Source organism: Paenibacillus sp. sptzw28 (genome assembly GCF_019550795.1).
Lineage (GTDB): Bacteria > Bacillota > Bacilli > Paenibacillales > Paenibacillaceae > Paenibacillus_Z.
On the sequence record NZ_CP080545.1, the window covers coordinates 4720320 to 4747136 of the forward strand.

21 protein-coding genes are annotated in these 26817 nt (G+C 53.6%); 6 read left to right on the plus strand and 15 right to left on the minus strand.

The window, feature by feature from the left end; all coding sequences use genetic code 11:
• Positions 1–518: 518 nt before the first annotated feature.
• From recQ to citZ, 4 genes are all read right to left on the minus strand, one after another.
• The gene (gene recQ / locus KZ483_RS21600) at positions 519–2741 is read right to left on the minus strand and encodes a DNA helicase RecQ (RefSeq protein WP_220349589.1); all 2223 of its coding nucleotides are present in this window, start codon (positions 2739–2741) and stop codon (positions 519–521) included.
• A 78-nt stretch (positions 2742–2819) separates the two neighbouring features.
• Complete coding sequence (gene mdh, locus KZ483_RS21605) at positions 2820–3761, minus strand: malate dehydrogenase (RefSeq protein WP_220349590.1); 942 nt, start codon at positions 3759–3761, stop codon at positions 2820–2822.
• 430 nt (positions 3762–4191) lie between these two features.
• Complete coding sequence (gene icd / locus KZ483_RS21610; RefSeq protein ID WP_220349591.1) at positions 4192–5484, minus strand: NADP-dependent isocitrate dehydrogenase; 1293 nt, start codon at positions 5482–5484, stop codon at positions 4192–4194.
• A 146-nt stretch (positions 5485–5630) separates the two neighbouring features.
• The gene (citZ, locus tag KZ483_RS21615) at positions 5631–6746 is read right to left on the minus strand and encodes a citrate synthase (protein WP_220349592.1); all 1116 of its coding nucleotides are present in this window, start codon (positions 6744–6746) and stop codon (positions 5631–5633) included.
• A gap of 282 nt (positions 6747–7028) precedes the next feature.
• On the opposite strand from citZ, the gene KZ483_RS21620 reads away from it, so the two are divergent.
• Positions 7029–8558: a Ppx/GppA phosphatase family protein gene (locus KZ483_RS21620; RefSeq protein WP_220349593.1), complete on the plus strand. Its 1530-nt coding sequence runs from the start codon at positions 7029–7031 to the stop codon at positions 8556–8558.
• Here the strand turns inward: KZ483_RS21620 and ppk1 are convergent.
• Positions 8537–10612 carry a polyphosphate kinase 1 gene (gene ppk1 / locus KZ483_RS21625; protein WP_220349594.1) on the minus strand — a complete coding sequence of 692 codons (2076 nt, stop codon included), beginning with the start codon at positions 10610–10612 and terminating at the stop codon, positions 8537–8539. The genes KZ483_RS21620 and ppk1 overlap by 22 nt on opposite strands.
• A 164-nt stretch (positions 10613–10776) precedes the next feature.
• Here ppk1 and ytvI point away from each other — a divergent pair, with 164 nt between their 5' ends.
• Positions 10777–11910, plus strand: a complete 1134-nt coding sequence (gene ytvI, locus KZ483_RS21630) for a sporulation integral membrane protein YtvI (protein WP_220349595.1) — start codon at positions 10777–10779, stop codon at positions 11908–11910.
• A gap of 211 nt (positions 11911–12121) precedes the next feature.
• Here ytvI and KZ483_RS21635 read toward each other — a convergent pair whose 3' ends face one another.
• The 8 genes from KZ483_RS21635 to KZ483_RS21670 form a co-directional block, all read right to left on the minus strand.
• Positions 12122–12514, minus strand: a complete 393-nt coding sequence (locus KZ483_RS21635) for an FxsA family protein (RefSeq protein ID WP_220349596.1) — start codon at positions 12512–12514, stop codon at positions 12122–12124.
• Between the two features lie 27 nt (positions 12515–12541).
• On the minus strand, positions 12542–13021 hold the full coding sequence (locus KZ483_RS21640; protein ID WP_220349597.1) for an acyl-CoA thioesterase: 480 nt from the start codon (positions 13019–13021) through the stop codon (positions 12542–12544).
• A gap of 179 nt (positions 13022–13200) precedes the next feature.
• Positions 13201–14955, minus strand: a complete 1755-nt coding sequence (gene pyk / locus KZ483_RS21645; RefSeq protein WP_220349598.1) for a pyruvate kinase — start codon at positions 14953–14955, stop codon at positions 13201–13203.
• Between the two features lie 93 nt (positions 14956–15048).
• Positions 15049–16053 (minus strand): acetyl-CoA carboxylase carboxyltransferase subunit alpha, encoded by a 1005-nt coding sequence (locus KZ483_RS21650; RefSeq protein WP_220349599.1) that lies wholly within the window; start codon positions 16051–16053, stop codon positions 15049–15051.
• A complete protein-coding gene (accD, locus tag KZ483_RS21655) occupies positions 16043–16915 on the minus strand; it encodes an acetyl-CoA carboxylase, carboxyltransferase subunit beta (protein ID WP_220349600.1) in 873 nt (290 codons plus the stop codon). Before accD ends, KZ483_RS21650 begins: the two co-directional genes overlap by 11 nt.
• A 34-nt stretch (positions 16916–16949) precedes the next feature.
• Entirely contained in the window at positions 16950–17144 is a 195-nt protein-coding gene (locus tag KZ483_RS21660; RefSeq protein ID WP_220349601.1) for a glutamate decarboxylase, read from the minus strand.
• Between the two features lie 255 nt (positions 17145–17399).
• Positions 17400–17894 (minus strand): phosphatidylglycerophosphatase A family protein, encoded by a 495-nt coding sequence (locus tag KZ483_RS21665; RefSeq protein WP_220349602.1) that lies wholly within the window; start codon positions 17892–17894, stop codon positions 17400–17402.
• A gap of 221 nt (positions 17895–18115) precedes the next feature.
• A complete protein-coding gene (locus KZ483_RS21670) occupies positions 18116–21814 on the minus strand; it encodes a DNA polymerase III subunit alpha (protein ID WP_220349603.1) in 3699 nt (1232 codons plus the stop codon).
• A gap of 135 nt (positions 21815–21949) precedes the next feature.
• Here KZ483_RS21670 and KZ483_RS21675 point away from each other — a divergent pair, with 135 nt between their 5' ends.
• From KZ483_RS21675 to KZ483_RS21685, 3 genes are all read left to right on the plus strand, one after another.
• A complete protein-coding gene (locus KZ483_RS21675; protein WP_220349604.1) occupies positions 21950–22276 on the plus strand; it encodes a YtrH family sporulation protein in 327 nt (108 codons plus the stop codon).
• A 2-nt stretch (positions 22277–22278) separates the two neighbouring features.
• The gene (locus KZ483_RS21680; RefSeq protein ID WP_220349605.1) at positions 22279–22794 is read left to right on the plus strand and encodes a sporulation membrane protein YtrI; all 516 of its coding nucleotides are present in this window, start codon (positions 22279–22281) and stop codon (positions 22792–22794) included.
• A gap of 134 nt (positions 22795–22928) precedes the next feature.
• Positions 22929–23222 carry a YtpI family protein gene (locus KZ483_RS21685; RefSeq protein WP_220349606.1) on the plus strand — a complete coding sequence of 98 codons (294 nt, stop codon included), beginning with the start codon at positions 22929–22931 and terminating at the stop codon, positions 23220–23222.
• A gap of 60 nt (positions 23223–23282) precedes the next feature.
• Here the strand turns inward: KZ483_RS21685 and KZ483_RS21690 are convergent, their stop codons facing one another.
• Positions 23283–24578, minus strand: coding sequence for a DRTGG domain-containing protein (locus KZ483_RS21690; protein WP_258881768.1), 1296 nt, complete (start codon positions 24576–24578; stop codon positions 23283–23285).
• 190 nt (positions 24579–24768) lie between these two features.
• On the opposite strand from KZ483_RS21690, the gene KZ483_RS21695 reads away from it, so the two are divergent.
• The gene (locus KZ483_RS21695) at positions 24769–26109 is read left to right on the plus strand and encodes a sensor histidine kinase (protein WP_220349608.1); all 1341 of its coding nucleotides are present in this window, start codon (positions 24769–24771) and stop codon (positions 26107–26109) included.
• A gap of 94 nt (positions 26110–26203) precedes the next feature.
• On the opposite strand, the gene KZ483_RS21700 is transcribed toward KZ483_RS21695, so the two are convergent.
• Positions 26204–26539 carry a YlbF family regulator gene (locus tag KZ483_RS21700; RefSeq protein WP_220349609.1) on the minus strand — a complete coding sequence of 112 codons (336 nt, stop codon included), beginning with the start codon at positions 26537–26539 and terminating at the stop codon, positions 26204–26206.
• Positions 26540–26817 lie beyond the last annotated feature (278 nt).

Here is a 26817-nt window from a genome sequence, read left to right on the forward strand (position 1 = left end):
ACCGTTAGCGTGTCTACTTTTCACGATCGGTTCTGTGCCGCACGAACCGTTAGCGTGTCTACTTTTCACGATTGGTTCTGTGCCGCACGAACCGTTAGCGTGATCACTTCACGATCGGTTCTGTGCCGCACGGACCGTTAGCGTGATCACTTTCACGATCGGTTCTGTGCCGCACGAACCGTTAGCGTGATCACTTTCACGATCGGTTCTGTGCCGCACGGACCGTTAGCGTGATCACTTTCACGATCGGTTCTGTACCGCACGAACCGTTAGCGTGATAAAGCTTCACGGTCGGTTCTGTACCGCACGAACCGTTAGCGTGATAAAGCTTCACGGTCGGTTCTGTGCCGCACGAATTGTTAGCGTATTCAACTCAACGCCTGGTTTCGTGCATTCAGCCATTTGGCGGCGCCGCATGTTTCTCCCCACAAAAAGATAAGCAAAGTATAGATAAATACTATACTGCGACTTATCTTTCCAGTATACTAGAACACCTGCGTAATTTCAAAAATAAAAGGTTATTCCGTCGAATGCGCTATACTGTGCTTAACCATTACCGCCTTTATCGCAAAATAGTCTATTTCATCAGGCAGCGCTTCCTTGATCGGTTTCAGACGCTCCGTTCCGATCTGGATAATCGTCTCCAGGATCAGCGCTTCATGCTGCTGCGGTATAAAATCCTCCCAGTCCACCGGTTCCCCTTCTTCGGCGCAGCGAAGCAGATGATTCTCGATCGTCACCCGGCTCATTTCGCGCTGGGAGGCGATTTGCGTTATGGAATGACCTTGCCGTATCAGCGCCAATGACTGCATATGACTGGAAAGACCGGCCGTTTGCCCCGCCGATGCTCCGTTATTATCCGCGCCACGCCCCGCTTTAATATTTCTTGTCCCTCTTATTTCTGGCCCATCGAAGGCGGATAGCTTTACTTCTTCTTGGGTGACTGCCGATACATCAGCTCGGAACCTTCGCACAATAGCAATAACGTCGCTGCCGTATTTGCCCGCTTTCGCCGCTCCGACGCCCTTGACAGCAAGGAGCTGCTCTGTCGTGACCGGCTGCCTGTCGGCAATTTCGCGCAGTGCGGCATCAAAGAACAGCATGAAAGGAGGCACATGCTCGCGCGCAGCCGTTTCCTTACGCCAATCGCGCAGCGCCTCGAACAGCGGCATATTCGCCGTCCCTCCCGAGCTTGCTCCGGTTCTGCGTTTGGCGGCAGTGCTGCGTCTCCGCAGTACCGTTACCTTTCCTTCGAGCACAGGAAGCGCCTCCGCCGCGAGCGAAACCGTGGGGTATTCTCCCTCGCTGATTCGCATATAACCTTCAGCCACGAGCCAGTAGAGCCAATCGGAGATATCCTTCTCCGCCCAATCGCGCAGCAGCCCGTATGTGGACAGCCTGTCCAAACCGAATTCCAATATTCGCTTCTCCCTGGAGCCTTTAAGCACTTTCGCCGCAAGCGAGATGCCGAATCTGCCTTTGAGCCGGCCGACGCAGGACAAAGCCTTCCGCGCATCCTCGGTCATATCCACCTTCTCGCTTTGATCCAGGCAATTGCTGCATTTGCCGCAGGAAGGCACATCCTCTTCACCGAAGTAACTCACGATAAACTGCAGCAAGCATTTCTCTGTCCGGCTGTAATGCATCATCGTATACAGCTTGCTAAGTTGAATCGTCCGGCGCTCGGGATCGCTCGTGCTCCGCTCAATAAGAAACCGCTGCACCTGCACGTCCTGCGGCTCGAACAAAAGCACGCATTCGCTCTCCTCGCCGTCGCGTCCGGCACGCCCCGCTTCCTGGTAATAAGATTCGACGTCGCCGGGCATTTGCCAATGAACGACGTAGCGGACGTTCGGCTTGTCGATGCCCATCCCGAATGCATTGGTCGCCACCATGACACGTATCTCGTCAAATCGGAACTTCTCCTGCGCTTCCGCACGCTCTTCGTCTCCAAGGCCGCCGTGATATTTGCCCGCAGATATGCCTAAACGATTCAAATCGGCACACACGTCCTCCGCTTCCTTACGGGTAGCTGTGTAGATGATTCCAGACTGATCGGGACGCTGCGCTACATAATCGCGCAAAAACTTCCGCCTATCCGTACCCGTCACGACTGAAAGAGATAAGTTTGTCCGCGCAAAGCCGGTGACGAATACATTCGGTTTACGCAGCCCGAGCATAGCGGATATATCGTCGGATACCTCAGGCGTAGCCGTTGCCGTAAACGCGGCCACCGGAGGACGGTTCTCCAGTCGGCCGATCCAGCCTGCAAGCTGCCGGTAGCTTGGCCGAAAGTCATGCCCCCACTGCGATACGCAGTGCGCTTCGTCAATCGCGATCAGCGAGATATGCATTTGACTCGCAAGCGATTCAAACATCGTCCCATCAAGCCGCTCAGGTGCAACATACAGTAATTTATAACCGCCTTGTGCGGTCTTTCTCATGACTTCGCGATACGCTGCCGCATCAAGCGAGCTGTTCAGATAAGCGGCGGATACGCCTAATCGCTCTAGCGTGTCGACTTGATCCTTCATGAGCGAAATAAGCGGAGATACGACGATAGTCGTTCCCGGAAGCAGCAAAGCCGGGAGCTGATAGCAGACCGATTTGCCCCCGCCGGTCGGGAGTATCGCAAGCGTATCCCGGCCTTCGAGCAGCCCCTCGATTATGTCCGCTTGCCCTTTGCGGAAACTGTCAAAACCATAAACCTGTTTCAGCATCTGCTGTGCCTGTTCTAACATAAGAAGACCTCCTTTCCCGAAAATAGGAAGACCCTGACATCAGTCAGGGTCTCATGTGCTTCATGAGTCAAGCAGCAATTAGCCGTTTACAACCGCAATAACGTTGCGTACCGAAACAGCCGACTTCTCAAGCGCGGCTTTCTCGTCTGCCGTCAGCTCCAGCTCGAATACTTTCTCGATGCCGTCGCCGCCCAGCACAACCGGAACGCCCATGAACAGATTGTCGTAGCCGTATTCGCCTTGAAGCAGCGCGATTACCGGTATGATGCGTTTCTTGTCTTTCAAAATAGCTTCCGTCATTTGCACAAGCGATGCTGCAGGCGCATAGTAGGCGCTGCCGTTACCGAGAAGATTGACGATTTCGCCGCCGCCTACGCGGGTACGCTGTACGATCGCTTCGATACGATCGGCCGGGATCAGCTTCTCGATCGGAATACCGCCGACGTTCGAGTAACGAACAAGCGGAACCATATCGTCGCCGTGACCGCCAAGGACAAAACCGCGAACGTCTTCAACGGAAACATTGAGCTCCTGCGCGATAAACGTGCAGTAACGGGCCGTATCAAGAACGCCGGATTGGCCGATAACCCGGTTTTTGGGGAAACCAAGCGTATTGTACGCAACATAGGTCATCGCGTCAACCGGATTGGAGAGGATGATCACATAAGCGTTCGGGCTGGAAGCTTTAACGTTCTCGCAAACCGATTTCACGATGCCGGCGTTCGTATTAACGAGGTCGTCACGGCTCATCCCCGGCTTACGGGCGATGCCTGCCGTAATGATAACGACATCCGAGTCTTTCGTGTCGGCATAGTCCGACGTGCCGATGATATTCGCGTCGCAGCCTTGCACCGGCGTAGATTCCATCATATCGAGCGCTTTGCCTTTTGTCGGATTTTCAAGCTGCGGGATATCGACGAGCACAATGTCGCCGAGCTCTTTTTGCGCAAGCATCAAAGCGGTCGTGGCGCCGGTAAAGCCAGCCCCGACAACCGTAATTTTATTCCGTTTAATGGCCATGATCAATTGCCTCCCAATAGTAGAATCCACGCCCAGCGTGGCCAACCGTTATCCCATCTAACTAAAATCTCGCTAATGTCTCGCTCTCACTCTTGTCACGCTCTTTCTACACACTTGCTCTTACCACACTCTTGCTCTTATCTTGCACTTGTCTGTTGTAGAATCGCGCGGCAAGCGCACGTCGCGTCTAGCGACGCAAGAAACCCGACACGCGTGCCATGAACCGCATCAAATCGATGCGGTTCACGGCGAAAGCCTTCCCCGTCCTACCACCCAAGCGCCTGTCCAACTCCAACGTTAGACCCTTCGGGTGTCCAGAGGGCGGAGCCCTCGGGGTCCCCTGAGAGTTTTCAGCAGGAAAACTTGCATCGGAAGCATATGCTCAGGGGGATTTAGGGGGTGCTCCCCACCGATTTAGGGGGTATCTCCACTACATATTCTTGATGATCTCATCCGCAAACGCCGAGCATTTAACCTCTTGTGCGCCTTCCATAAGGCGGGCAAAATCATACGTAACCGTTTTGTTGTTGATCGAAGTTTCCATACCTTTGTAAATGAGCTCAGCCGCTTCAAGCCAGCCAAGGTGTTCAAGCATCATGACGCCGGACAAAATAACGGAGCCCGGGTTAACGACATCGAGATCCGCATACTTCGGAGCTGTACCATGCGTTGCTTCGAAGATAGCGTGCCCTGTCAAGTAGTTGATGTTAGCGCCAGGTGCGATACCGATTCCGCCGACTTGAGCAGCCAGTGCATCCGACAAGTAGTCGCCGTTCAGGTTCAGCGTCGCAATGACGTCAAAGTCCGTCGGACGCGTAAGAACTTGCTGCAGCGCGATGTCCGCAATCGCGTCTTTCACGATCAGCTTGCCGGCAGCTTCCGCTTCCTTCTGTGCTTTGTTCGCCGCGTCAACGCCTTGTGCATCTTTAATGCGGTCGTATTGACCCCAGGTGAACGTTTGGCCGCCGAATTCTTGCTCAGCCACTTCGTAACCCCAGTTTTTGAATGCGCCTTCGGTGAATTTCATGATGTTGCCTTTATGGACGAGCGTAAGCGATTTGCGGCCATGCTTGAGCGCGTATTCGATCGCAGCGCGTACAAGACGTTTGGAGCCTTCCGCCGAAACAGGCTTAATGCCGATACCGGACGTTTCCGGGAAGCGGATTTTGTTAGCGCCCATTTCTTTTTGCAGAAACTCGATTACTTTCTTCACTTCAGCGGAGCCTTCCTGGTACTCTATGCCCGCATAGATGTCTTCTGTATTCTCACGGAAAATAACCATGTTCACAAGCTCAGGACGTTTAACAGGCGAAGGAACACCGTCAAAGTAACGCACAGGACGCAAGCAGACGTACAGGTCGAGCTCCTGACGGAGCGCCACGTTCAGGGAACGGATGCCGCCGCCGATCGGCGTAGTCAAAGGACCTTTGATTGCAACGATATATTCGCGGATAGCGGTCAGCGTATCTTCAGGCAGCCATTCGCCGTGTGCATCGAATGCTTTCTGGCCGGCGAACACTTCATACCAAGCAATCTTTTTCTCGCCTTTGTATGCTTTCTCCACTGCCGCGTCAAGAACGCGTTTGGAAGCTTTCCAAATGTCGCGGCCTGTGCCGTCGCCTTCAATAAAAGGAATGATCGGATTGTTCGGAACCTGCAGGACGCCATTGTCGATCATAATTTTCTCGCCTTCGGTTGGGAGCGCGAATTTTTGAAGTTGCATGAATAAACTACCTCCTGGAATCTTCTAATGTTTTAAGAGCGGTTTACATAGCATGACGGGAGCCAGCCGGGCAGCCGTCAATATGCTGCGCGCCAACACCCCGTCACATCAAGGCGGCTTTTGTTCCGCCTGGCGGCTGGCAAATCTTATTTGCGCTGATCGATCGGTGTCACTTTCTGGTTTACCGGTCCAACGTATTCGGCACGAGGGCGGATCAGACGGTTATTCTCATACTGCTCAAGAATGTGCGCTGTCCATCCTGATACACGGCTGATTGCGAAGATAGGCGTAAACAGATCGCGCGGAATTTGAAGCGTAGTATAAACGGATGCCGAGTAGAAATCCACGTTCGGCTTCAAGCCTTTCTGGCCTGTTACCATCTCTTCGATCTTGACGGACATTTCGTACAATTCCATATTGCCGGTCAGCTTGCCGAGCTCACGGGACATTTTCTGCAAATGCTTCGCCCGCGGGTCGCCGTTCTTATATACCCGATGGCCGAAGCCCATAATTTTTTCTTTGTTCGACAGCTTCTCATTGATGTAGGATTCAACACCCGCAAAGGAGCCGATCTCTTCGAGCATTACCATAACGGCTTCGTTAGCGCCTCCGTGCAGCGGGCCTTTGAGAGCGCCGATAGCGGAAGTTACGCCGGAGTAAATGTCCGACAACGTAGCGACCGTGACGCGAGCGGCGAAAGTCGAAGCGTTCAGTTCATGGTCGGCATGGAGCACGAGCGCTTGATCAAGCGCTTTTACCGCTACTTGATCCGGTTCTTGTCCGCTCAGCATATAAAGGAAGTTATAGGCAACCGATACGCCTGCTTTCGGCGCAACAGGCTCTTTACCCTCACGGATGCGGGCAAAAGCGGCAACAACGGTCGGGAGCTGGGCTTGCAGCTTGATAGCTTTGCGAATGTTGGCTTCATGCGACATGTCATTTGCGGACTCGTCATAAAGCGCCAGGCTTGAAATCGCCGTGCGCAGCGCAGCCATTGAGTTGGCATCCTTCGGGTAAAGCTTGAGCTGATCAAGCACTCCTGCGGGAACCGGCGCGTATTCGCCCAGCTGCTTCAATAAATCGTCCAGCTCGGATTGGGTCGGCAATTTACCGTACCAGAGCAAATAAGCGACTTCCTCGAAGGAAGCGTTTTCTGCAAGATCGTCAATGTCAATACCACGATAAGTCAATACGCCGTCTATGATCGAGCTTATGGATGACGTCGTAGCGACGATGCCTTCGAGACCTTTGGTTGCTGTCATTTTTCTCTCTCCTTTAACCTTGGTTTAATAAGTTGTGAATACCAATAAATAGATTCGTTTCCGTATCGTCGTTCTAATCATATCGGATTTTGACGGGGAAGTGAACAAAAACGGACATAAAAATGCTTTATCGGCACCATAAAGTTTTTTTCTGTCCAGAATTTTTCCCTAAAACCTCCATTTATAGCCGCTAAAACAATACTTTTTGCAGGAGTCCGTAAATGGTAAAATGTGCAGTATAAGTACAAACGGCATATATTCCATTTATTCCGGAGGCTAACCATGACTGAACAACGCATCGGCATCATCGATATCGGCTCGAACTCCGTCCGCCTTGTCGTTTATGAACGGACGGCTGGAGGGGCTCACCGGGTCATCGACGGCAGCAAACGGTCTGCCCGCCTGAGTGAGCAGGTAGACGATAACGGAGCCCTGCCGGATAAAACGATCGACGATCTGGTCGATATGCTCAATCACTTCCGGCTGATTTGCGCTCACCACCATACCGGATTGATCCGGGCGGTGGCTACGGCAGCTATCAGAAACGCTACTAATCTCAAGCATGTTTTGTACCGGCTGGAGGCTGAAACCGGCATGCTGATCGAGGTCATTACAGGCGAAGAAGAAGCCGGATACGGTTACCTCGGCATGATTAACTCCATGGATGTGGGCAGCGGCTTCTTGATCGATATCGGAGGAGGCAGCACCGAGGTTTCGATTTTTAAAGACCGCACACTCGTCCAAGCCGTATCCTTCCCGTTCGGATGCGTCAGTTTGACCCGCAGATTCGGATCCAAGGGAATGCTCACCGATGAGCAGCTAAGGGCTCTCGAGCAGTTCGTTGAGGAATCCGCCAGCCGCGAGCCTTGGCTTAAGTGGTCGCCGGGAATGCCGCTTATCGGCGTTGGGGGCACTATCCGGGCACTGGGCAAAGTGCATCAGGCTTTAGCCAAGTATCCGTTTGACAGCTTCCATAATTATTCCATGTCAGGTCAATCGGTGGACGATCTATTCGATCTGCTCCGCAAGCAGCCGCTCAATAAGCGCAATAATATACCGGGCTTATCCAAGGACAGGACGGATATTATCGTTCCCGGCGTTGCCATTTTGCGTACGCTTTACAGAATAATGCGTGCCTCGCATTATACGGTCTGCGGCTCAGGTCTTCGCGACGGGCTGTTCTTCGCGACGCGCTTCCCGGACCGTCCCCGGCTGGACGATGTGCTGGGTTACAGCGTAAATAACCTTGCGGCGCTGCATCCCGAAGCTCCGCAGCAGCATATGGCCCAGGTCAACCGGGCCGCTCTGCAGCTCTTTGACGAGCTGCAGCTGCAGCATCCGTTCCCGGAACGCGCCCGACTATGGATCGATACGGCATCCACTTTATACAGAATCGGGGCCAGCATCGACTATTACGACTATACTAAGCATACTTTTTACTTGATGGTCAATTCACATATAAACGGATTATCCCACCGTGAAACGCTGCTGTGCGCGGCGATCGCTTCCTATAAAAATAAAAATCGCGTACGACAGCAGGCAGCCGCTTATAAACCGATGTTGAGTGATGACGACATTACGCTGATCTGCAGGCTGGGAGCGCTGCTTCAGCTCGCCGTTGCGCTGGACCGAAGCGAAACCCAGGCGATTGGCCGCCTCACCGTCGAGTATACCGAGAACAAGCTTAATTTGCGGGCTTTAAGGGCCGACGGCACGCTAGCGGTCGAGCGTAAGGAGGTAGACGCGCTGGCTAACGATTTCAAGAAACAGTGGGGATGCACTCCGGTTCTTTATCCGCCTGAATACCGGTAGGTTTTCCAATTGGAAATATTTCTGGCTTCAAACTGGCTCCGCATCGGCGGCAGCTCGTTTCGTACAGGCTCGTAGACACCGCCGGGCAGAAGCTCGCGGGACTTGATGTTGTCCTCAAGATTGAGCCTTAGAATGTTCATAAGTATCTTTCGGAGTCTGACGTCGAATACCGGACACATAAGCTCGATCCGCCGAGTCAAATTTCTTGTCATCCAATCGGCGCTGGACAAATATACTTCTTCATCGCCGCCATTATGGAAATAAACAATTCGTGAATGCTCGAGGAAACGGTCCACTATGCTGATAACCCGGATATTCTCGCTTAAACCCGGCACTCCGGGACGCAGGCAGCATACCCCGCGTACGATCAGCTCGATCTTAACGCCCGATTGCGATGCCTCGTACAGTTTATCGATCATTTCCTGGTTTGATAAGCTGTTCATTTTTGCGATGATTTTGGCCGGCTTTCCCTCGGAGGCGTGTTCTTTCTCCCGCTCGATCAAACTGAACAGCTTTTGCTTCAAATCGGTGGGAGCGACGCCGAACGCCTTCCAATCATACGGCGAGGAATAACCGGTTACCTCATTGAAAAGCGCCGAGGCGTCCGCCCCGATGACAGGATGGGACGTGAACAACCCGATATCCGTGTACAGCTTTGCCGTGTTCCCGTTGTAATTGCCTGTGCCGACATGAACGTATCGGCGGAGCATCTGCTGCTCGCGGCGGACGACAAGTGTGATTTTCGCATGCGTCTTGAGTCCGACCAGGCCATACACGACGTGACAGCCGGCTTTCTCAAGCTGGCGTGCCCAAGCGATGTTGCGCTCTTCGTCAAAACGGGCCTTCAGTTCGACAACGACCGTTACCTGTTTACCGGCCTCTGCCGCCTTCGCGAGCGCCTGCACGAGTTCTGATTGACCGCTAACGCGGTAAAGCGTCATCTTGATCGCCAGCACGTCCGGATCATGCGCCGATTCCGTTACAAAATCATTGACGGAATCGAATGACTCATACGGGTGATAAACCAGGACATCGCGTTCGCGAAGGAGTGCGAACAGGTCGTCTTCTTCCTCGAATTCCAGAGGATAGACAGGTTCCATCCGCTCGAACCGCAGCGATTCATAACCCTGCAGAGTACCTGTAAAGCGCATTAAAAAGCTTAAGTCGAGCGGGCCGTCGATCTCGATCATATTATCGCCCTGCTCCAATTCCTCTTTAAGCATTTGAAGCGCATAGGGATGCATGCCTTTACCGTATTCCAGCCGGACCGGCAATCCCCACCTGCGGCGGCGGATCTCTTTCTCGATCTCTTCTAGCAGATCTTCGGCACCTTCTTCGTTCAAGGTCAAATCCGCGTTGCGCGTCAAACGAAACGGATGGACGGCGATCGTCGTATAACCGTAGAACAGTGTATTGATATGACGCTCAATCAGCTCTTCAAGCAGTACAAATTCGTTTTTTTTGCTGTTCGTCCGGCCGGGTACGGATACGAATCGCTGTAATATCGAAGGCACCTGTACGATAGCGAAAAAAGGTTCTTCTTCCGGCGGCATATTCTCCCGGCCCAGCAGAACGGCAAGATAGATTTCCTTCGTGTGCAATAACGGGAACGGCCTGCTTTGATCCACCGCCATCGGAGTAAGTACCGGAAATACGATTTCATGAAAATACTCATCGACGGCCTTCTCTTGCGAAGCGCTCAGCTCATCGAGCGAACGAAAGGCAATGCCTTCTTTGGCAAGACCGCGAAGCACCTCCCGGTATGTCCGATATTGATCCGTGACCATTTGCGCCGTACGCTTCATAAGACGTCTCCACAAGCCGGCGGGAGTGTACCCGGTAAAATCCATTTTTGTATAGCCTGCTTTGATTTGATCCTGTATGCCCGCCACACGAACACTCATAAACTCGTCCAGGTTGCTGGATACGATAGCGAGAAACTTGGCCCGCTCCAGGAGCGGATTATCCGGATCCTGCGCCTCTTCGAGCACTCTGCGGTTAAATTCGATCCAGCTTAAATCGCGGTTGACGTACCGGGACATATGCTTGTTCATTGCGCAATCCTCCTGTTAAAAGAACACGGTTGTCCCCATTATGCGGCATTTCTATTAGTTAAATGTTAATGGATTGTAAATGGCACGTAAAGATACGGCTCGTTACTGTGTATTGTTGGTAAACAAAAGTTGTCATGATACAATAACGAACAGGAGGGATGTACATGGATCGTGCGATTTGGAGACGAATCGGACGCGCTCTGATCGTGTTTCTCGGCATTATCTCGCTCATACTCGCCATTATTTATCTGACGCCGCTCGTCTATCCGTTCATTATCGGATGGGTGCTCGCTTACGCAATCAATCCCATTGTGAATGGAATGAATCGAAAATTGAAGGTCCCCCGCTGGCTCGGCGTTGCTATCACCCTTCTTTTATTCGTGGTCTCCATGCTTACGATCGTCTCAGCGCTCGTTACCCGCATCGTCGTGGAAATTATCCATCTTTCCAAGTCGCTCGATTCTACGATCGTCTGGTGGCGAGATCAGTTCGAGCGGATTATCGCATCCCCTGAAATTCAAGGCTTCATAGAGAAACTCAACGCCTTTTACCAGAACAACCCGAATTATCAGCTGACAATCAATACCCGCATCTCGGACACAGCCAATATGCTGGCCAAAACAAGTTCAAATATTATCAACGATTTCTTGATCGGCATCGTCAATTTAATTTCCTCGCTGCCCAATATGGCGACAATAACCCTCGTGGTTCTGCTTGCCGCCTTCTTTATCGGAAAGGACTGGTACCGCCATGTCGATAAAATGGGCGAGTGGATTCCTACCGGAATCCGCAAGACGACAACCGTAGTCTGGAATGACCTCCTCAAAGCGTTATTCGGATATCTTCGCGCTCAATTTATAATGATATCGATAACGATGGTCGTCGTTACGATTGGGCTGCTTATTCTCGGCGTCAATTATGCGATTACGATCGGGATGCTTATCGGACTAGTGGATCTGCTGCCTTACCTTGGCGTCGGAGCGGCGATGATTCCATGGATAGCCTACACCTTCATATACGGAGATCTGTCGCTCGGCATTGGTTTGTCGGTGCTGTATGGTGTGATTCTTGTCGTTCGTTCCATGCTTGAGCCCAAAGTACTGGCCAGCAGCGTCGGCCTCGCTCCACTGCCAACGCTTATTGCGATGTTCGTGGGTCTCAAGCTATTTGGCGTACTAGGGCTAATTATCGGGCCGGTTTCGCTAGTTATTTTATCCACGATTCATCGAGCAAATGTGTTCAGGGATCTGTACTGGTATGTGGTGAGAGGGGCTAAAGCGCCCCCTAAATCCCCCTGAGGGAGTTCGCCCCCTAAATCCCCCGCTGGGGGACCCCGAGGGATCCCTCCCTCTGGACACCCGGATATTTGGCGGGGGACTTATTGCGGGGCTCCTTTGTATCTGCGTGCTGTTTACACGTTTTCGTCCCTTCGGGACACACTTTTACTTTTTCCGCTCCAAAGCTTTATGGACCCATAAAGAGGAAGATCCGGCTTGGCGACTCATTCCATTATTTCCTGCGGATGGTCAGGGAGCCGTTGCGCAGCTTGCGTTCGAGCCATTTCAGCATCATTGTCCTGTAGAACGGGCGGGTTAGCGGGAACAGCAGAGTTATCCCGACGATATCGGTGAAGAATCCCGGCATGAGCAGCAGCAGCCCGCCTATCAGCACGCATAAGCCGTTGAGCATCGCATGTCCGGGCGGTTCTCCCTTTTGCATTTGGGTCTGGACGTCAACCAGAGCCTTGCGTCCCTCCATTCTGGCCAATTGAGCGCCTGCGAAGCCCGTCAGAAGGATTAGGCCGAAGGTTGCCCAGCCTCCTATCATATGTCCTACCTGGATGATGCCCCACATTTCGATAGCCGGAATGATGATTATAGCCGCTATCAGCCATTTTAGCATGCCATGTACCCCCTTTATTATCGCGCATTAGCGCGCTGCCGCTTTTAATCTCTCATAGAGCTCCGGTATTGCCTTGTCCAGCCTCGAGGGCCTCCACTCGGCATTAACCCATACATGCCGCGTTCCGCCCTTTACAAGCAGCTCCCCAGGCGCCTCCGCGCCGCGCCACTCCGAAGGGACTGCTTCTTCTTCGCGAATTCTGCGCACTTCGGAACGAAAAGCCATCCGGATCGGGGAAAACTGCTCAATCGTTGTACATATAATGAGGAGGTCGTCATAGCGCGCGGGAGATAAGTAACTGCAATCGAGATCGATAACCGGCAGAAGCATCCCCCGCTTCTCTATACTTCTGTAAGACATGCCATAATGCCTGACGAGCTCAGTCCTTCCGATTTCGAACCAGGTCAAGTAATTGCCGTGAAAGACAACCCCCATCTGATCCGTCTCCTGATACCTTACTCTCAAGGAGTGCAGGTGCCAAAGCCTGTCCGTGACTGCCTCATTCATCCATAACACAACCTTTATCCGTTACTGCAAAAAATGGACAAGCCAAGCTGATTCAACTTATGTTTCGGATCGTTTGCAAACAGAAAGACAGGTAAAATTTATTCCTTCCGAGGTTGAACAAAAGCGACGGTGCCCGCGCACCATCGCTCAATTTGTTCGCACTATATGGAAATTACTGCCTACAGTACTTTTGCTTGTCCGGAGTAAATAACGCCCACTTCGGCGTAAACGGTGACTTCCATGCCGTCTTGAAGTATGTCCAAGGCGTTCTGTACGCCCAGAATAACCGGGATACCAAGGTTGATCGCAACGATCGCCGCATGGCTGGTTACTCCGCCCTGTTCGGTGATGACGGCTGCCGCTTTTTGAACCGCCGGCATATATTCCTTATCTGTCGATGTTGCAACAAGGATGGAGCCTTCCGTCGTCTTCGCGATCGCCTCTTCGGGAGTACGTGCAGTGACGATTTTACCGGTAGCGCTTTGACTGCCGATACCCTGCCCTTTAGCGAGCAGTTCGCCCACCGTATGGATTTTGATCAGGTTCGTCGATCCGGCACGCCCTACCGGCACGCCAGCCGTAATGATGACGGTGTCGCCGAGCTTAACAAGTCCGGAGTCTATACCGCCGCGAACCGCAATGTCGAACATTTCGTCGGTCGTCTCCGCAGAAACGCCTTTCACCGGAATAACGCCCCAAATAAGAGATAACCGGCGCATTACTTGCTCAACCGGCGTGACCGCAACGATCGGCGATTTCGGCCGGTACTTCGAAACCATGCGCGCGGTATAACCGCTCTCAGTCGAAGTAATGATCGCTTTGGCGTTCAAATCAAGCGCAGAGTTGGCCACAGCCTGGCTGATCGCTTCCGTGACCGTTGTCTGCTGCGCATTTGCCTGCTTTGTAAATATCTCGCGGTGTTCGAGAGCGGATTCGGCGCGCATCGCTATCCGGGACATCGTCTGCACCGATTCCACCGGATATTTGCCCGCTGCCGTCTCGCCGGAGAGCATGATCGCATCCGTGCCGTCGAAAATCGCGTTAGCGACGTCGCTTGCTTCGGCGCGTGTCGGGCGTGGATTGCGCTGCATCGAATCGAGCATTTGCGTTGCCGTAATGACTGGCTTGCCGACCCTGTTACATTTTTGAATCATGCCCTTTTGTACGAGCGGGACCTCTTCAGCCGGAATTTCGACGCCCAAGTCGCCGCGCGCAACCATCAAGCCGTCCGATACCTCAAGAATTTCATCGAGATTATCGACGCCCTGCTGGTTCTCGATCTTGGAGATGATCTGGATGTGAGCCGCATCGTGACGCTCCAGCAGCTCACGAATTTCGAGCACATCGCTCGCTTTACGCACGAACGAAGCCGCAATGAAGTCAACACCCTGCTCGATTCCAAAAACGATGTCGCTTGCATCCTTCTCGGTAATGCCCGGCAGCGAAATATGTACGCCAGGGACATTGACGCCCTTCTTGCTCTTGATCGGGCCGCTGTTCACGATGCGGCATTTGATTTCGGTGCCCTGCACCTCTTCCACCGTCAATCCGATCAAGCCGTCATCGATCAAAATCGTCGAACCAATGTGCACATCCGCCGGCAAGTTGGCGTAGGTCACCGGAATACGGTCACGGTCGCCGAGAATTTCTTCGGTCGTCAGTGTAATCGTTTCGCCTTGATTAAGCTCAATCGGCTCTTCCTTCAATTTGCCGAGGCGAATTTCCGGACCCTTCGTATCGAGCAGGATCGCAACGGTTTTACCAAGCTCCTTGCATGCCTGGCGGATGTTTTTTATCCGGTTGCCGTGCTCCTCGAAATCTCCGTGGGAGAAATTGAGGCGGGCGACATTCATCCCGGCGTTTATCAGCTTCTTGGTGTTCTCCAGCGATTCGCTGGAAGGGCCTATCGTACAAACAATTTTTGTTTTACGCATAAGTAGTTTACATACCTCCGTGAGATGCTTTAGCTTTATTAGTGTTAAAAATGAGACGAATCTGCAACTGCGTACTCCGCCGTTAGCTTATCTTCACACCTGCGCAGATTCGACAATAGCAACCGGCTGATGCGGTTCTTGTTCCGGCTCGCGGAATTTGCCGATCCGCCGGAATTTCTCGTAACGGTCCGCAATAAGCTGTTCCGGCGATAGTGTCATCAGCTCCTGCAAATGACGCCAGACCGCCTCTTTTATCGATTCGGCTTGTACGGCCAAATCCCGGTGGGCGCCGCCTTGCGGTTCCGGAATGATTTCTTCGACGATTCCGAAGCCGGCCAAATCGTCCGCGGTAATTTTCATGACTGAAGCGGCTTCGTCCGCCCGAGCGGCATCCTTCCAAAGGATCGAAGCCGCTCCGTTCGGTGAAATCACGGAATAAATCGCATTTTCAAGCATGAGAACGCGATTGCCGACACCGAGAGCAAGCGCTCCCCCGCTGCCGCCTTCGCCGATGACAACACAGATGATCGGGACTCCGAATACCGCCATTTCGCGGAGATTGCGGGCGATCGCCTCGGATTGGCCGCGCTCCTCGGCGGTGTTTCCGGGGTATGCGCCTTTCGTATCGATAAACGTCACGATCGGGCGCCGGAATTTGTCCGCCTGCTGCATAAGCCGCAGCGCTTTGCGAAATCCTTCCGGGTGCGGGCTCCCGAAGAATCGGGCAATATTGTCTTTGGTATCCTTGCCCCGCTGATGGCCGATGACGGTGACCGGGATACCGTTCAGCTTCGCAAGGCCGCCGACTACGGCAAGATCGTCCGCAAACAGCCTGTCACCGTGAAGCTCAATAAAATCGGTAAATATCGTTTGAATGAAATCGAGCGATGTCGGCCGCTGATGATGGCGGGCGAGGTGCATCTTCTGCGCAGGCGACAGTTCGCTGTAAAGGTCCTGCTGAAGCTTGGCGCACCGTTCCTCCAAACGCGAGATCTCGTCGGTGAAATCGATCCCCGAATCCTGACCCAATTTCTTCAGTTCGTCTATCTTCTTGCGCAGCTCGCTGAGCGGCTTCTCAAATGGCAGCTCACCCGCCATGGGCGTTATCCCCCTTTACCGAATGCATATCGAGCAGCTTTGTCAACGTCGATTTCATATCCTTGCGGTGTACGACTTTGTCGAGCTGCCCATGCTGCAGGTTAAATTCAGCCGTCTGGAAATTATCCGGAAGCTTCTGGCGGATCGTTTGCTCGATCACGACCCGGCCGGCAAAGCCGACAAGAGCCTTGGGTTCGGCCAGATTAAAATCGCCGAGCATTGCAAAGCTCGCCGAAACTCCGCCGGTAGTCGGATCGGTCATGACCGAAATGTACAGACCACCGTCGCCCTGGAATTTCGCCAGCGCCGCGCTCGTCTTCGCCATCTGCATAAGGCTGAGGATGCTTTCCTGCATCCGGGCTCCGCTGGACGTCGAGAAAATGATGAGCGGCAGTTTTTTCTCATGGGCTTGTTCGATCGCACGCGTAATTTTCTCTCCGACCACCGACCCCATGCTTCCTGCGAAGAAATCAAAGCTCATGGCAGCGAAGACGACGGGAAAGCCGCCGATTGTTCCTTCTCCGGTGACCACCGCATCGCTCATGCCGGTATTTTTCTTCTGCGCTTCAAGCTTGTCCGCATAGCCGGGAAAATCGAGCGGATCTTCAGATTCGAGCTCGGCGTCGTACTCGGCCAATCGCCCTTCATCAAGCGTAATCGCAATCCGTTCCCAAGCGTTCAACCGGAAATGGTGGCCGCAGCTTTGGCAAACCTTCAAGTTTTTCTCCATTTCCTTACTGAATTGAATGTTGTTGCATTTCGGGCATTTCGACATCAAGCCTTCGGGAATATCGGGTTTCGTCCGCGGCTGCCCGGAGGGAATCGTCGCATATTTTTTCTTATGAAATAAGTCCTTGAACACAAATCACACCTCTTTGGGGGCGCAGTAGTTTGTTTTATCGTTGCGAGTTCAAAATGTTGTTGAGCACTTCCTGCACTTCTTCCAGTTCACCGGAAGGAACCAGTATTTCGTATTGTTGTTTGGAAACGTTAATCGCTCGAATCTTTACGAGAAACCCTTCCTGCGTCAGCCGGTTTTTGATGCTCTCCGCAATTTTTGCCGTAGGCGCGATATAAATAACCGTCCACATGAAGGAACCTCCTGAGCCTTTGATAAAAAATTATTATCGACAGACATGGCGCATAAGGATAAGAAAGGATGGCTCTTTCGCACCCTTTCGCTTTCTTATCTTTATCCGCCTGATACGCGTGCGCATGCGCGTCTTTCGCAAAAGTAAACCACGTCATCCGGGCATATGATGTCATAATGATATCATATGTTGACTTTTAACCGCAACGGCGCATACCAGGCGGCCGGAACCGCCGGACTGTCTGCCGCCTTCAGCTCAGGAAAAACCGGGAAGCTCGTACAGGTTTGCTTTCGGGTCCTGGTGGGCGATCCGGGCGGATGCGGCAGCCGCGAGGCCTGCAACGAGATCATCAAGAAACACGTGCACATGCTTGCCTTTCTCGTTTAATTTTCGAATAATACCCGGCTTTACTTTATCCAGATAACCGAAGCTGGTAAGTCCGATCATTCCATAAACGTTGGTAATACCGAGCGCCAGCGTCTCGTCGACACCGTATAATGATTCGTCCGCTTCCATGATTGCCTGCAGCGGTTCCGGCAGCAGCTTGCGCTCTGCCAACTCGTCCAGCGCTATGCCGGTGTAAAGTACATACTGCACCTCGCGCTTGGTCATGACCGCCAGAACGCTCTCCTCGCATTCCTGCAAAGTCAATGCCGAATTGTAAGGCAATTGAAGCGAATATACGATCTCTGCAACGTCTCCTACCGAAACGCCCCGTCTTTGCAGCCATCTTTCCACGTCGGATGTCATTCCCCAATTCCCCCCGCATCAGCTTGTACGACAGCCGGCTCGCGGCCGCCATAAAAAAAGCGCCGCCCCCGCAGCCGTCCAAGCAGCGAAAATATGTGGACTTCACTCGTGTTGTAACAACAACAATGTGTGCGTGAAGCTCCATGTCTCCTAAATGTATGCGGACAGGAATGAACATGTGCATGGTTCAGAGGACTTTCAACGAATATTGTCGCCAACCGCTATTTCACAACTGCCGAGCCCTTGCCGAAGATCGCTTCGATTTGTGATAAAAGCCGCGGCGACGGCTTTACCCGGTAGGAAGCGCTCAGCGCCAGGGTCTTCTGTTCGCGTTCGTAGAACAGGACCGTTTCAAGCGGGCCGGCGCTGCCGGCAAGCAGCGTTTTCAGCTGCTCAAGCGCGCTTGAATCTTCGCGGCCGGAGGGGATTTTGATGTATACCCGCTGCTGCCGCTTCCCTGCGGCTGCGGGTGACGCTTCCCGCGGCGCCGCCTGAGCGGGCGAAGCGGGGCGTTTATGCTGCGCCGGCGCCGGGGAGGGCGGCCCAGCTGCGGCTTGCCGCTGCGGCGATGCGCCTGCCGGCGCAGCCGGCCGCGAAGCGGCCCCGCCTGCGCCGCGCGCTGCAGCAGCGGCGGGCGCCGCAGACGCGGGAGCGGCGGCGGCGCGCTGCTGCCTGGTGCGCGCCTGCCGTTCAAGCCGCCGGACCTGCTCGGCTAGCTCAGGGTCCGGACCGCCGAGCGGGATTACGTCCTCGGCAATCAGCTTGTAGTCATCGTCTTGATGCTGCACCGTCGCCAGCAGAACGACGAGGCTTCCGGGAGCCAGCAGTTGAGCGTGGCGCTTCCAGACGGTCGGGAACACGACGGTCTCGACGCGCATAATGCGGTCTTCCAGCTCGAGGAACGCCATGGCCTGACCTTTGCGGGTCGTAAACGGCTTCGCGGAGAGAATCATTCCCGCAATGAGCGCGCTTGCGCCCTCCGGCGCTTCCGCGAGGTCAACGAGCCTGTCGAGCGGAAGCGCCTCAAGCGACTGTTCGTAATCGTCGAGAGGGTGTCCGGACAAATACAGCCCGAGCAGCTCCCGCTCCAGGGCCAGCAGTTGTCCGATCGTGAAAGGGCGAACGTCCGGCAGCTCGATGTCCCAGTTCTGCACCTCTTCGAAGCCGAACAGTTCGATCTGAAGCTCCTCGCGTTCCTTCCGCCATCTCAGCGCCGCTTCCACCGTTTCGTCCAAGGCTGCGACCAGCTGCGCGCGATGGCCGGCCAGGCTGTCACAGGCGCCCGCTTGAATAAGCGACTCCAGCACCCGCTTGTTGACAACTCTCAGGTCGACGCGGCGGCATAAGTCCAGCAAGCTGTCGAACGGACGTACGGCCCGCTCCCTCAGCAGCGATTCGATCGCCTGCCCGCCTACGTTCTTGATGTCGGCCAGGCCAAAGCGAATCGCGCCTCCGATAGGCGTAAATGTTACATCGCTCTCATTGACGTCTGGCGGCAGCACGTCAATGCCCATACGCCGGCTCTCGTCGACGTATTCCGCCGTCTTCCGTTGATTGCCAGTCACCGATGCCAGCATGGACGCCATAAACGGGACGGGATGATTCGCTTTGAGCCATGCCGTCTGAAAAGCGAGCACGCCGTAAGCTGCTGCATGTGCGCGCGGAAAGCCGTAATCGGCGAAACGCACGATCATGTCATAGACCCGGTTCGCTTCCTCCGCCGTATAGCCCTGCCCCAGGCTTCCCTCCACGAAATGCGCACGCTGCTCGTCGAGTACCTCTCGCTTCTTCTTAGATACGGCGCGGCGCAGCAAGTCCGCTTCGCCAAGCGAGAAGCCGGCCATCGCCGAGGCGATTTGCATGATTTGTTCCTGATACACGATAATGCCATAGGTATCGGCAAGTATCGGCTCCAGTGACTCGTGCGGATATTCAACGGAAACTAATCCATGCTTGCCCTGGATATATTTCGGGATAAATTCCATCGGCCCGGGCCGGTACAACGCCACAACCGATACGATATCTTCAAACTGCGTCGGCTTCAGCTCGCGCAGCACTCGGCGGCACCCGGCGGACTCGAGCTGAAAAATGCCGGTCGTCTCCCCTCGCGTCAGCATTGCATAGGTCGCCGGGTCATTATCGGGGATGAAGCGAAAGTCGACCGTAATGCCGTGCTGCCGCTTTACCCAACCAAGCGCCCGCTCCAAAATCGAAAGCGTCCGCAGGCCGAGAAAATCCATTTTTAGCAGGCCAATGGCCTCCAGATGCTCCATTGAGTACTGCGTCAATGCCGTTCGTTCACTTCCGGCCTGCAGCGGTACGTAATGCGTAAGCGGCTCGCCGGATATGACGACTCCGGCGGCATGCGTCGACGCGTGGCGCGGCATGCCCTCGACCTTCATCGCCATCTTAACGAGCGCATCGGTCTTCGGCTGCCGCTCGCAAGCTTCTCGCAGCTCTGCGCTTGTCTTCAGAGCCTCTCCCAGGGTAACGCCGAGCTGGCGCGGAATAAGCTTGGCAGCCCGGTCCACTTCGGCGAACGGCACCGCCATCGCACGTCCCACATCTCGGACGGCGGCCTTCGCGGCCATCGTCCCGAACGTAATAATCTGCGCGACGTGCTCCTCGCCGTATTTCGCCGATACATAACCGATCACTTCATCCCGGCGTTCATCGTTGAAGTCGATATCGATATCTGGCATCGTAATCCGCTCGGGATTGAGAAAGCGTTCAAACAGCAGCTTGTATTTAAGCGGATCGACATCTGTAATTCTGAGCGTATACGCGACCAGACTTCCTGCCGCCGAACCTCGCCCGGGGCCGGTACGGATCCCTTGTTCATGGGCAAACCTGATAAAATCCCACACAATGAGAAAGTAATCGCTGAATCCCATGCTTTCGATGACGGAGAGCTCATAGGCGAGCCTTTCCTCCGCCCGCCGGCGGAATGCGGGTTCTGCAGCCCACTCCGGTTGACCGGCATAACGCGATGCAAGCCCTTCACGGCACAGCACGGCCAGGTAGGCCGCCGATGTCATACCCTCGGGGATTGGGCCGAACGAAGGCAGCAGAGCCCGGCCGAACGTCAGCTCCAGCTTGCATTTGCCCGCGATCTCCACCGTCCGTGAAACCGCATCGGGCGCTTGGCGGAACAGGAGGGCCATCTCTTCGGCGCTCTTCAAGTACATCTGATCCGTCAGCATCTTCATCCGGTCCGTATCTTCCACCGTCTTGCCGGTGCCGATGCAGATAAGAACGTCCTGCACGGCCGCATCCTCAGGCTGTAAATAATGTACGTCATTTGTAGCTGCAAGCGGAATGCCCGTCTCGCGCGAGAGCGCGATCATCCCCTGAACGACCTTCTTCTGGTCGAGAAGCCCGTGATCCTGAAGCTCCAGATAGAAATCGTCACCGAACATCTCGCGGTATCGAAGTGCAGATTTGCGCGCCTGCTCCGGCCTGTCATACAGCAAATGCTGGGACACTTCGCCCTTCAAGCAGGAGCTGAGACAAACCAGCCCTTCCGCATGTGCGGCAAGCGACTCCAAATCGATGCGCGGCTTGTAATGAAACCCTTCGAGGTGCCCGATCGAAGTAAGCTTCATAAGATTCCGGTAACCTGTCTCGTTCTTGGCCAGCAAAATAAGATGGTATGTCGGATTATCCTTGCGCGCGCCTTTCTCAAAGCGCGAGCCCGTCGTCAAATAAACTTCGCAGCCAATAATCGGCTGAATGCCCTGCTCGCGGCAAGCCTTGTAGAACGGAATAGCGCCGTACATAACCCCGTGGTCGGTTAATGCCAGCCCCTTCATCCCAAGCTCCTTCGCCCGCGCCGTCAGGTCCCTGATCCGGACGGCGCCGTCGAGCAGGCTGTATTCGCTGTGCACATGCAAATGTACAAATGGTTGTCCGCCGCTCATCGCACCTTATTCCTTCTTTCAATCGATGCATCATTTTATACCAGTTTATCATATTGACGCCATGCACGCCCATAGAATGAACTACAGGGGACGAGCGTCCATCCTCAAGTAGGCAAGGCAGGTGAACAGAAAGCTATGAACTCTATGCTGTCTAAAGCGGCACTCGATTTTTTTATTGCGTTCGGAGTCGTCTTCGGCGGTTCGATGCTGGCGGGGATCGGATCGGTATTCCTGTTCATGCCGCCCGCGGCGATTATGGTAAAAACGGCATCGCAGCTTAAAATATGGGCGCTTGTCGCGGCGGTCGGAGGCTCGATCGATCCGATGCGCGTCATTGAAAGCAATATTATCGAAGGCCACCTTTCACCGGTCGCGCAGCAAATCGGATTTATGATATGCGCTTTTCTCGGCGCCCACATGGGTACCGAGCTGATCCGTTGGCTGTGCAAAGGAGCGGTCTGACCATGCGGGTGCCGCAATTCGAACGGTTTGCCAAATTGTCGCAGGGCGCGGCCCTTCTTGTCGTAGGTGCGATCATCGGCGCGGCCGTCTATCATTCCGTATTCATGATGAACTTCGACGCGCTTCGGAACACGATGATGAAAATGGAGGAGAAGCTGCAGCAATACGAGGATGATATTAAAAGGCTGAATCAATTCAAGAATCAGCACACCGTTATAAAAAGCGTCCTGCCCGTGGTTGAGGAAGACCGGGAATCGGCGGGCAAAGCGGATGCACTGGACGAATTAACGAAAAAAGAGCTTAAACGAAGAATCAAGACGGATTTGGCCGTCTTGATCGGCCGAAGCATCTACGACATCGACTCCGATGCCAAAATAGCCCGTCTGCTGCTCGAAAGCAAGGTGTACACGTCTATATACGACAAAGATTACGAAATTGATATCAAGACGATGCTCGTAGCCGATAACGTTCTGAGGCTGTGGTTCAAAGCCAAAATAATTACACAGTCTGCCGGCTAAGTCGAAGCGGTTTCCCGCAAGAACGCCCGCAGCCGTACATTCCGCATGGTAATGCTGCGTTTCGCAAGCGCCTTCTCCCATGCTACAATAGGGCTATCAAAATCTATTGCCCCGAAGGAGCTGCAGCACAATTTATGATAGCTTTACACTGGCTGTTAATTATCTTTATCTGCCTTACCTCTGTTCTTTCCGTCGTCTTCAGCTTCAAATCGCGCCGGGCGCCCGATATCCGGCTGAAAGGCATGAATGCCGCGCGGCTCAACATGAGCATGGGGACAATGCTGGTGCTCATCGCTTTGTTCATGATGCTCGCTTACAGCGGCTCGACGGTAAAAGTGATTATCGGCGCGCTGTTTATCGTACTCGGCCTGTTCAATCTGTTTGCGGGTCTGCGCAACCACAGCATTTACCGTGCGATGAAGCCGTAGCCTCCAGCACACGTGCCTTTGTTTCCGCGGGTGACCCTCGAAGCTGGCGGTAGGAGCTGCTCAGAACGGATCGATCAGCTGCGCCGTCAGCATCGCTTTAGCGGCCAAACCGCTCGGATCCTCCAGCTCGATTTCAAGCTTGGCGCTCTTGCGGCTCATCTCCAGCAGCTTGGGAACGATGGCTACCTCGCTCTCCAGCTGCACGGGCCGGACGAAATAAGTTGTCATGCTTTCGACGACGTGATCGCGTTTACCGAGCTCTCTGATGAGGCCCCTGGCCGCCTGGGTCATAAGCGTCACGAGCACTCCTTCGGAGATCGTACCGAGCGTCCCCGACATTTGCGGCGTGATCCTGCCTTTATAGATCCATTCGCCTCCCGTTCCGGCCGCCCTCTTCTCAAAACCCGCACTGATCAAATCGTCAAACGTCTCTCCCGATTCCTGCTGCTTGCCCGCGTAACGCATCGCTTCAAGCACTTCGCCGCGGGTGATGGCCGCAAGCAGCTTCCTGTTCTTATCGACGATAGGCAGCAAATCGATTCCTTCGGCAGCCATCGTGTGAGCGGCTGAGGCGATCGGAATGTTCGGCGCTGCTGTAATCGGGCTGCGTGACATGAGCTTGTCCACCAGCTGGGAATCCGACGAACCTTCGGCATCCTTGGGAGTCATCATACCGACGACGCGTCCGCGTTCGTCCAATACCGGAAACCGTGATCTGCCGGTGCGCTTCCACAACAGCCGGAAGGCTGCCGCCGTTTCCCCAAGCCGCATCGTCTCGACCGGCCTGCTGTAAGTGACGATATCTTCCACGAGCATTATTTTCTGCCGAATGAGCCTGTCAAACATGGCCCTGTTAATCATAGAGGCGACGGTAAACGTATCGTGCTTGGACGAAATGATCGGCAATCCGCGTTGGTCCGCAAGCCGCTTCATTTCATCGCTGGTACCGAACCCCCCTGTAATGAGCACGCCCGCCCCTTGCTCCAGGGCACAGCGGTGCGCGCGTTCGCGGTTGCCCACAATCAGCAGGCTGCCTGTATCGATATAACGGATCATCGCATCGAGCTCCATCGCGCCGATGACAAATTTGTGCAGCGTCTTGTTAAGGCCTGCCGCCCCGCCATACACCTCTCCCTGGACAATTCCGGCGACCTCTCCGAAAGTAAGCCTGTCCGGCGATCCCCGCTTTTTCCGTTCGATCCTGACTGTTCCGATCCGCTCCTTGGTGCTTACCAGACCCAGTGCTTCCGCTTCTTTTATCGCTTTGTACGCCGTTCCCTCGCTCACATCCAGCTCGTCGGCCATTGTCCGGACGGACAGCTTCGTGCCGATTTTCAGCTGCTCTATGTACTGCATGAGCCGCTCGTGCTTCGTTAAAGTCCCCTGCTCGTTCTCTGTTGAAGACACAACGATCCCCTCCTCTTTTTTTGTCAACATTTGTCGAATATATATTTCTATTTTAGCAGAAAGCAGGTAAAGTAGAGTACATACGGAAATTAGCGCATGGGAAGCAGCGAGAAAGTCATTATAAAGAGGGGTCTCTGGAATGCCGTTTACTTGGGATGATGTGGACCGGATGGTGCCGGGATTAATTGCCATAACGATTCCGCAATGCTTCTTGTACCTTTGGCTCAGTTTTGTCTGGTTTGGAGTAAAACCGGAACGTTTATACAGAAGAATGCTGATGTTCAGTTTATTATGCGCTTTCTCTACGGACTTAACATTCCAGACATTGCCGCTTTGGATACATCTCATTAACTCTCAATTATCCTTTTTAGTCTGGTTCAAGGTGTTCTTTAAAGAAATAAAAATCAAGCTGACCCTTTTAATATATGCGGGCTTTGCTTGCACGGCGTTTCTGCATCAATTCATTGTAACTCTCTCCGTCTCTAAACTCGGAGGTTATGACGCTATTGTCAACGGTTCATTCTTAACCAAGATTGCGCTGGTTGGTCCGTCTTTCGTTATTATCGGAGCGGTCGCGTGGATCATGCAAAAGAAACAGCTGCACCCGGCGAAGAAATTTCGCAATCTGCTGCTTCGCATCAGATATAAAGCTCATTATGCACTAGTCACTCTAGTGATTGCAGAAGCATTATTATTCGTACTCATATTTTTTCCGCTTATTTTTCAATCAAACCGGAATACAACGGAGCTTTATCCTTCTGTGATAGCTTTCGTTATTTTCGTCATCATCATTATTATCATTATTCGTCTCACGGCGCGTACCCGCAGCGAAGCGATCCAGGCGACCCAGGACGCTTACATAAGCGATCTCTTGAAGATGTTTGCGTCGATACGCGGTCAACGTCACGATTTTACTAATCATGTACAGGTGATGTATTCGATGCTGACCCTGAAAAAATATGACGAGCTACGTGCCTATATGGAAGATATGGTTAAAGAAATTCAAACGATGACCGAAGCGACCGACGAGCTCCCCTCCCCGGCGCTTGCGGCGCTTGTTCAGGCGAAAGCGGCGATTGCCAGAAATGAGCGGATACGGTTTACCTATCAAATACCAAATGCACCCTTAACATTTACCGCCGTCAAAAATATCGACCTCGTCCGGATGATCGGCAATTTGGTCGACAATGCCTTCGATGAAGTCATGAAGCTCCCTGAGACCGAGCGGGAGGTTCTTCTTGAGCTCTATATCGAGAAAGAGATGCTGCATATTGCGGTAATGAATCGCGGGCTGTTGTCAGCAGAAGAAATCCGGCAAATATTCGAGCCGGGCTATACGACAAAAAGCGGTGAGCATTCCGGACTGGGCCTTGCCAACGTACTTGAACGCGCCTCCCACTATAAAGGAACCGTCACCGTCGAATCCGACCTCGAGCGGGGCGTCGTCTTCACGATCAAGATGCCCTTTCCGAAGGATTAAGCGTAGCAAATAATACTTAGCACGATAAGCAGGAGCAATCCTCTGCGGACAAAAAAATCCCGCCGCTCGCATGTTATGCGGGGCGGGATTTCTTTTACTCCATTATTTCACGAAGAGATTCGGTAACGATTCGTGTTACATCGTCAAACACGACGCTGAATCGTCTTTCGGCATCGAATGAACGCTGCAGAAGCGGATTTAAAGTGACCACTTCGTACAGCTTGTTCATCATCTCCATTTCTTCGGGAGACGGCTGCTCGCCCGCCATCATTTTCTGCTGAAGCCCTGATTGCTTTTCCCGGAAATCTTCCATCATTCTTTTCGCATCCGGGTCATTTCGTGCCGCCTGCAGCGCCGCCTTCAGTTCCTTCGCCTCATCGCTTTCTTTCAGCGCTTTCGTCAACTCATGAGCTTTATCGTATACATTCATCTTTCAAATCTCCTCTCAAATGCGTTAATAATTGCACATAATGCGGTATATCATTCCGGACGGAGCACCGTAAGGTTCTCAAGCACACGCTGGCGAAAAACGGCAGAGCTGTGAGCGCTCCGGGCACCGTAACGGTTACCCATGACTGCCGTTATCTCGCGAACTTCCCCCGGGCCGCCCAAATATTCGCCATTCCAAGCGCTGGCGATTCATCCTCCGGTCGTCCAAATAACCCGGCACAGCGAGCGACAAATGCAGGAATGACAATGTTAAAGGCG

What these genes read in the sequence shown, in the direction of transcription:
- pyk (WP_220349598.1), bottom strand. Translation starts at nt 14,955, where the DNA reads ATGCGTAAAACAAAAATTGTTTGTACGATAGGCCCTTCCAGCGAATCG.
- ytvI (WP_220349595.1), top strand. Translation starts at nt 10,777, where the DNA reads ATGGATCGTGCGATTTGGAGACGAATCGGACGCGCTCTGATCGTGTTT.
- KZ483_RS21695 (WP_220349608.1), top strand. Translation starts at nt 24,769, where the DNA reads ATGCCGTTTACTTGGGATGATGTGGACCGGATGGTGCCGGGATTAATT.
- KZ483_RS21690 (WP_258881768.1), bottom strand. Translation starts at nt 24,578, where the DNA reads ATGCAGTACATAGAGCAGCTGAAAATCGGCACGAAGCTGTCCGTCCGG.
- KZ483_RS21675 (WP_220349604.1), top strand. Translation starts at nt 21,950, where the DNA reads ATGAACTCTATGCTGTCTAAAGCGGCACTCGATTTTTTTATTGCGTTC.
- KZ483_RS21680 (WP_220349605.1), top strand. Translation starts at nt 22,279, where the DNA reads ATGCGGGTGCCGCAATTCGAACGGTTTGCCAAATTGTCGCAGGGCGCG.
- mdh (WP_220349590.1), bottom strand. Translation starts at nt 3,761, where the DNA reads ATGGCCATTAAACGGAATAAAATTACGGTTGTCGGGGCTGGCTTTACC.
- KZ483_RS21685 (WP_220349606.1), top strand. Translation starts at nt 22,929, where the DNA reads ATGATAGCTTTACACTGGCTGTTAATTATCTTTATCTGCCTTACCTCT.
- KZ483_RS21650 (WP_220349599.1), bottom strand. Translation starts at nt 16,053, where the DNA reads ATGGCGGGTGAGCTGCCATTTGAGAAGCCGCTCAGCGAGCTGCGCAAG.
- ppk1 (WP_220349594.1), bottom strand. Translation starts at nt 10,612, where the DNA reads ATGAACAAGCATATGTCCCGGTACGTCAACCGCGATTTAAGCTGGATC.
- KZ483_RS21700 (WP_220349609.1), bottom strand. Translation starts at nt 26,539, where the DNA reads ATGAATGTATACGATAAAGCTCATGAGTTGACGAAAGCGCTGAAAGAA.
- KZ483_RS21660 (WP_220349601.1), bottom strand. Translation starts at nt 17,144, where the DNA reads ATGTGGACGGTTATTTATATCGCGCCTACGGCAAAAATTGCGGAGAGC.
- KZ483_RS21665 (WP_220349602.1), bottom strand. Translation starts at nt 17,894, where the DNA reads ATGACATCCGACGTGGAAAGATGGCTGCAAAGACGGGGCGTTTCGGTA.
- KZ483_RS21640 (WP_220349597.1), bottom strand. Translation starts at nt 13,021, where the DNA reads ATGAATGAGGCAGTCACGGACAGGCTTTGGCACCTGCACTCCTTGAGA.
- KZ483_RS21670 (WP_220349603.1), bottom strand. Translation starts at nt 21,814, where the DNA reads ATGAGCGGCGGACAACCATTTGTACATTTGCATGTGCACAGCGAATAC.
- recQ (WP_220349589.1), bottom strand. Translation starts at nt 2,741, where the DNA reads ATGTTAGAACAGGCACAGCAGATGCTGAAACAGGTTTATGGTTTTGAC.
- icd (WP_220349591.1), bottom strand. Translation starts at nt 5,484, where the DNA reads ATGCAACTTCAAAAATTCGCGCTCCCAACCGAAGGCGAGAAAATTATG.
- citZ (WP_220349592.1), bottom strand. Translation starts at nt 6,746, where the DNA reads ATGACAGCAACCAAAGGTCTCGAAGGCATCGTCGCTACGACGTCATCC.
- KZ483_RS21635 (WP_220349596.1), bottom strand. Translation starts at nt 12,514, where the DNA reads ATGCTAAAATGGCTGATAGCGGCTATAATCATCATTCCGGCTATCGAA.
- KZ483_RS21620 (WP_220349593.1), top strand. Translation starts at nt 7,029, where the DNA reads ATGACTGAACAACGCATCGGCATCATCGATATCGGCTCGAACTCCGTC.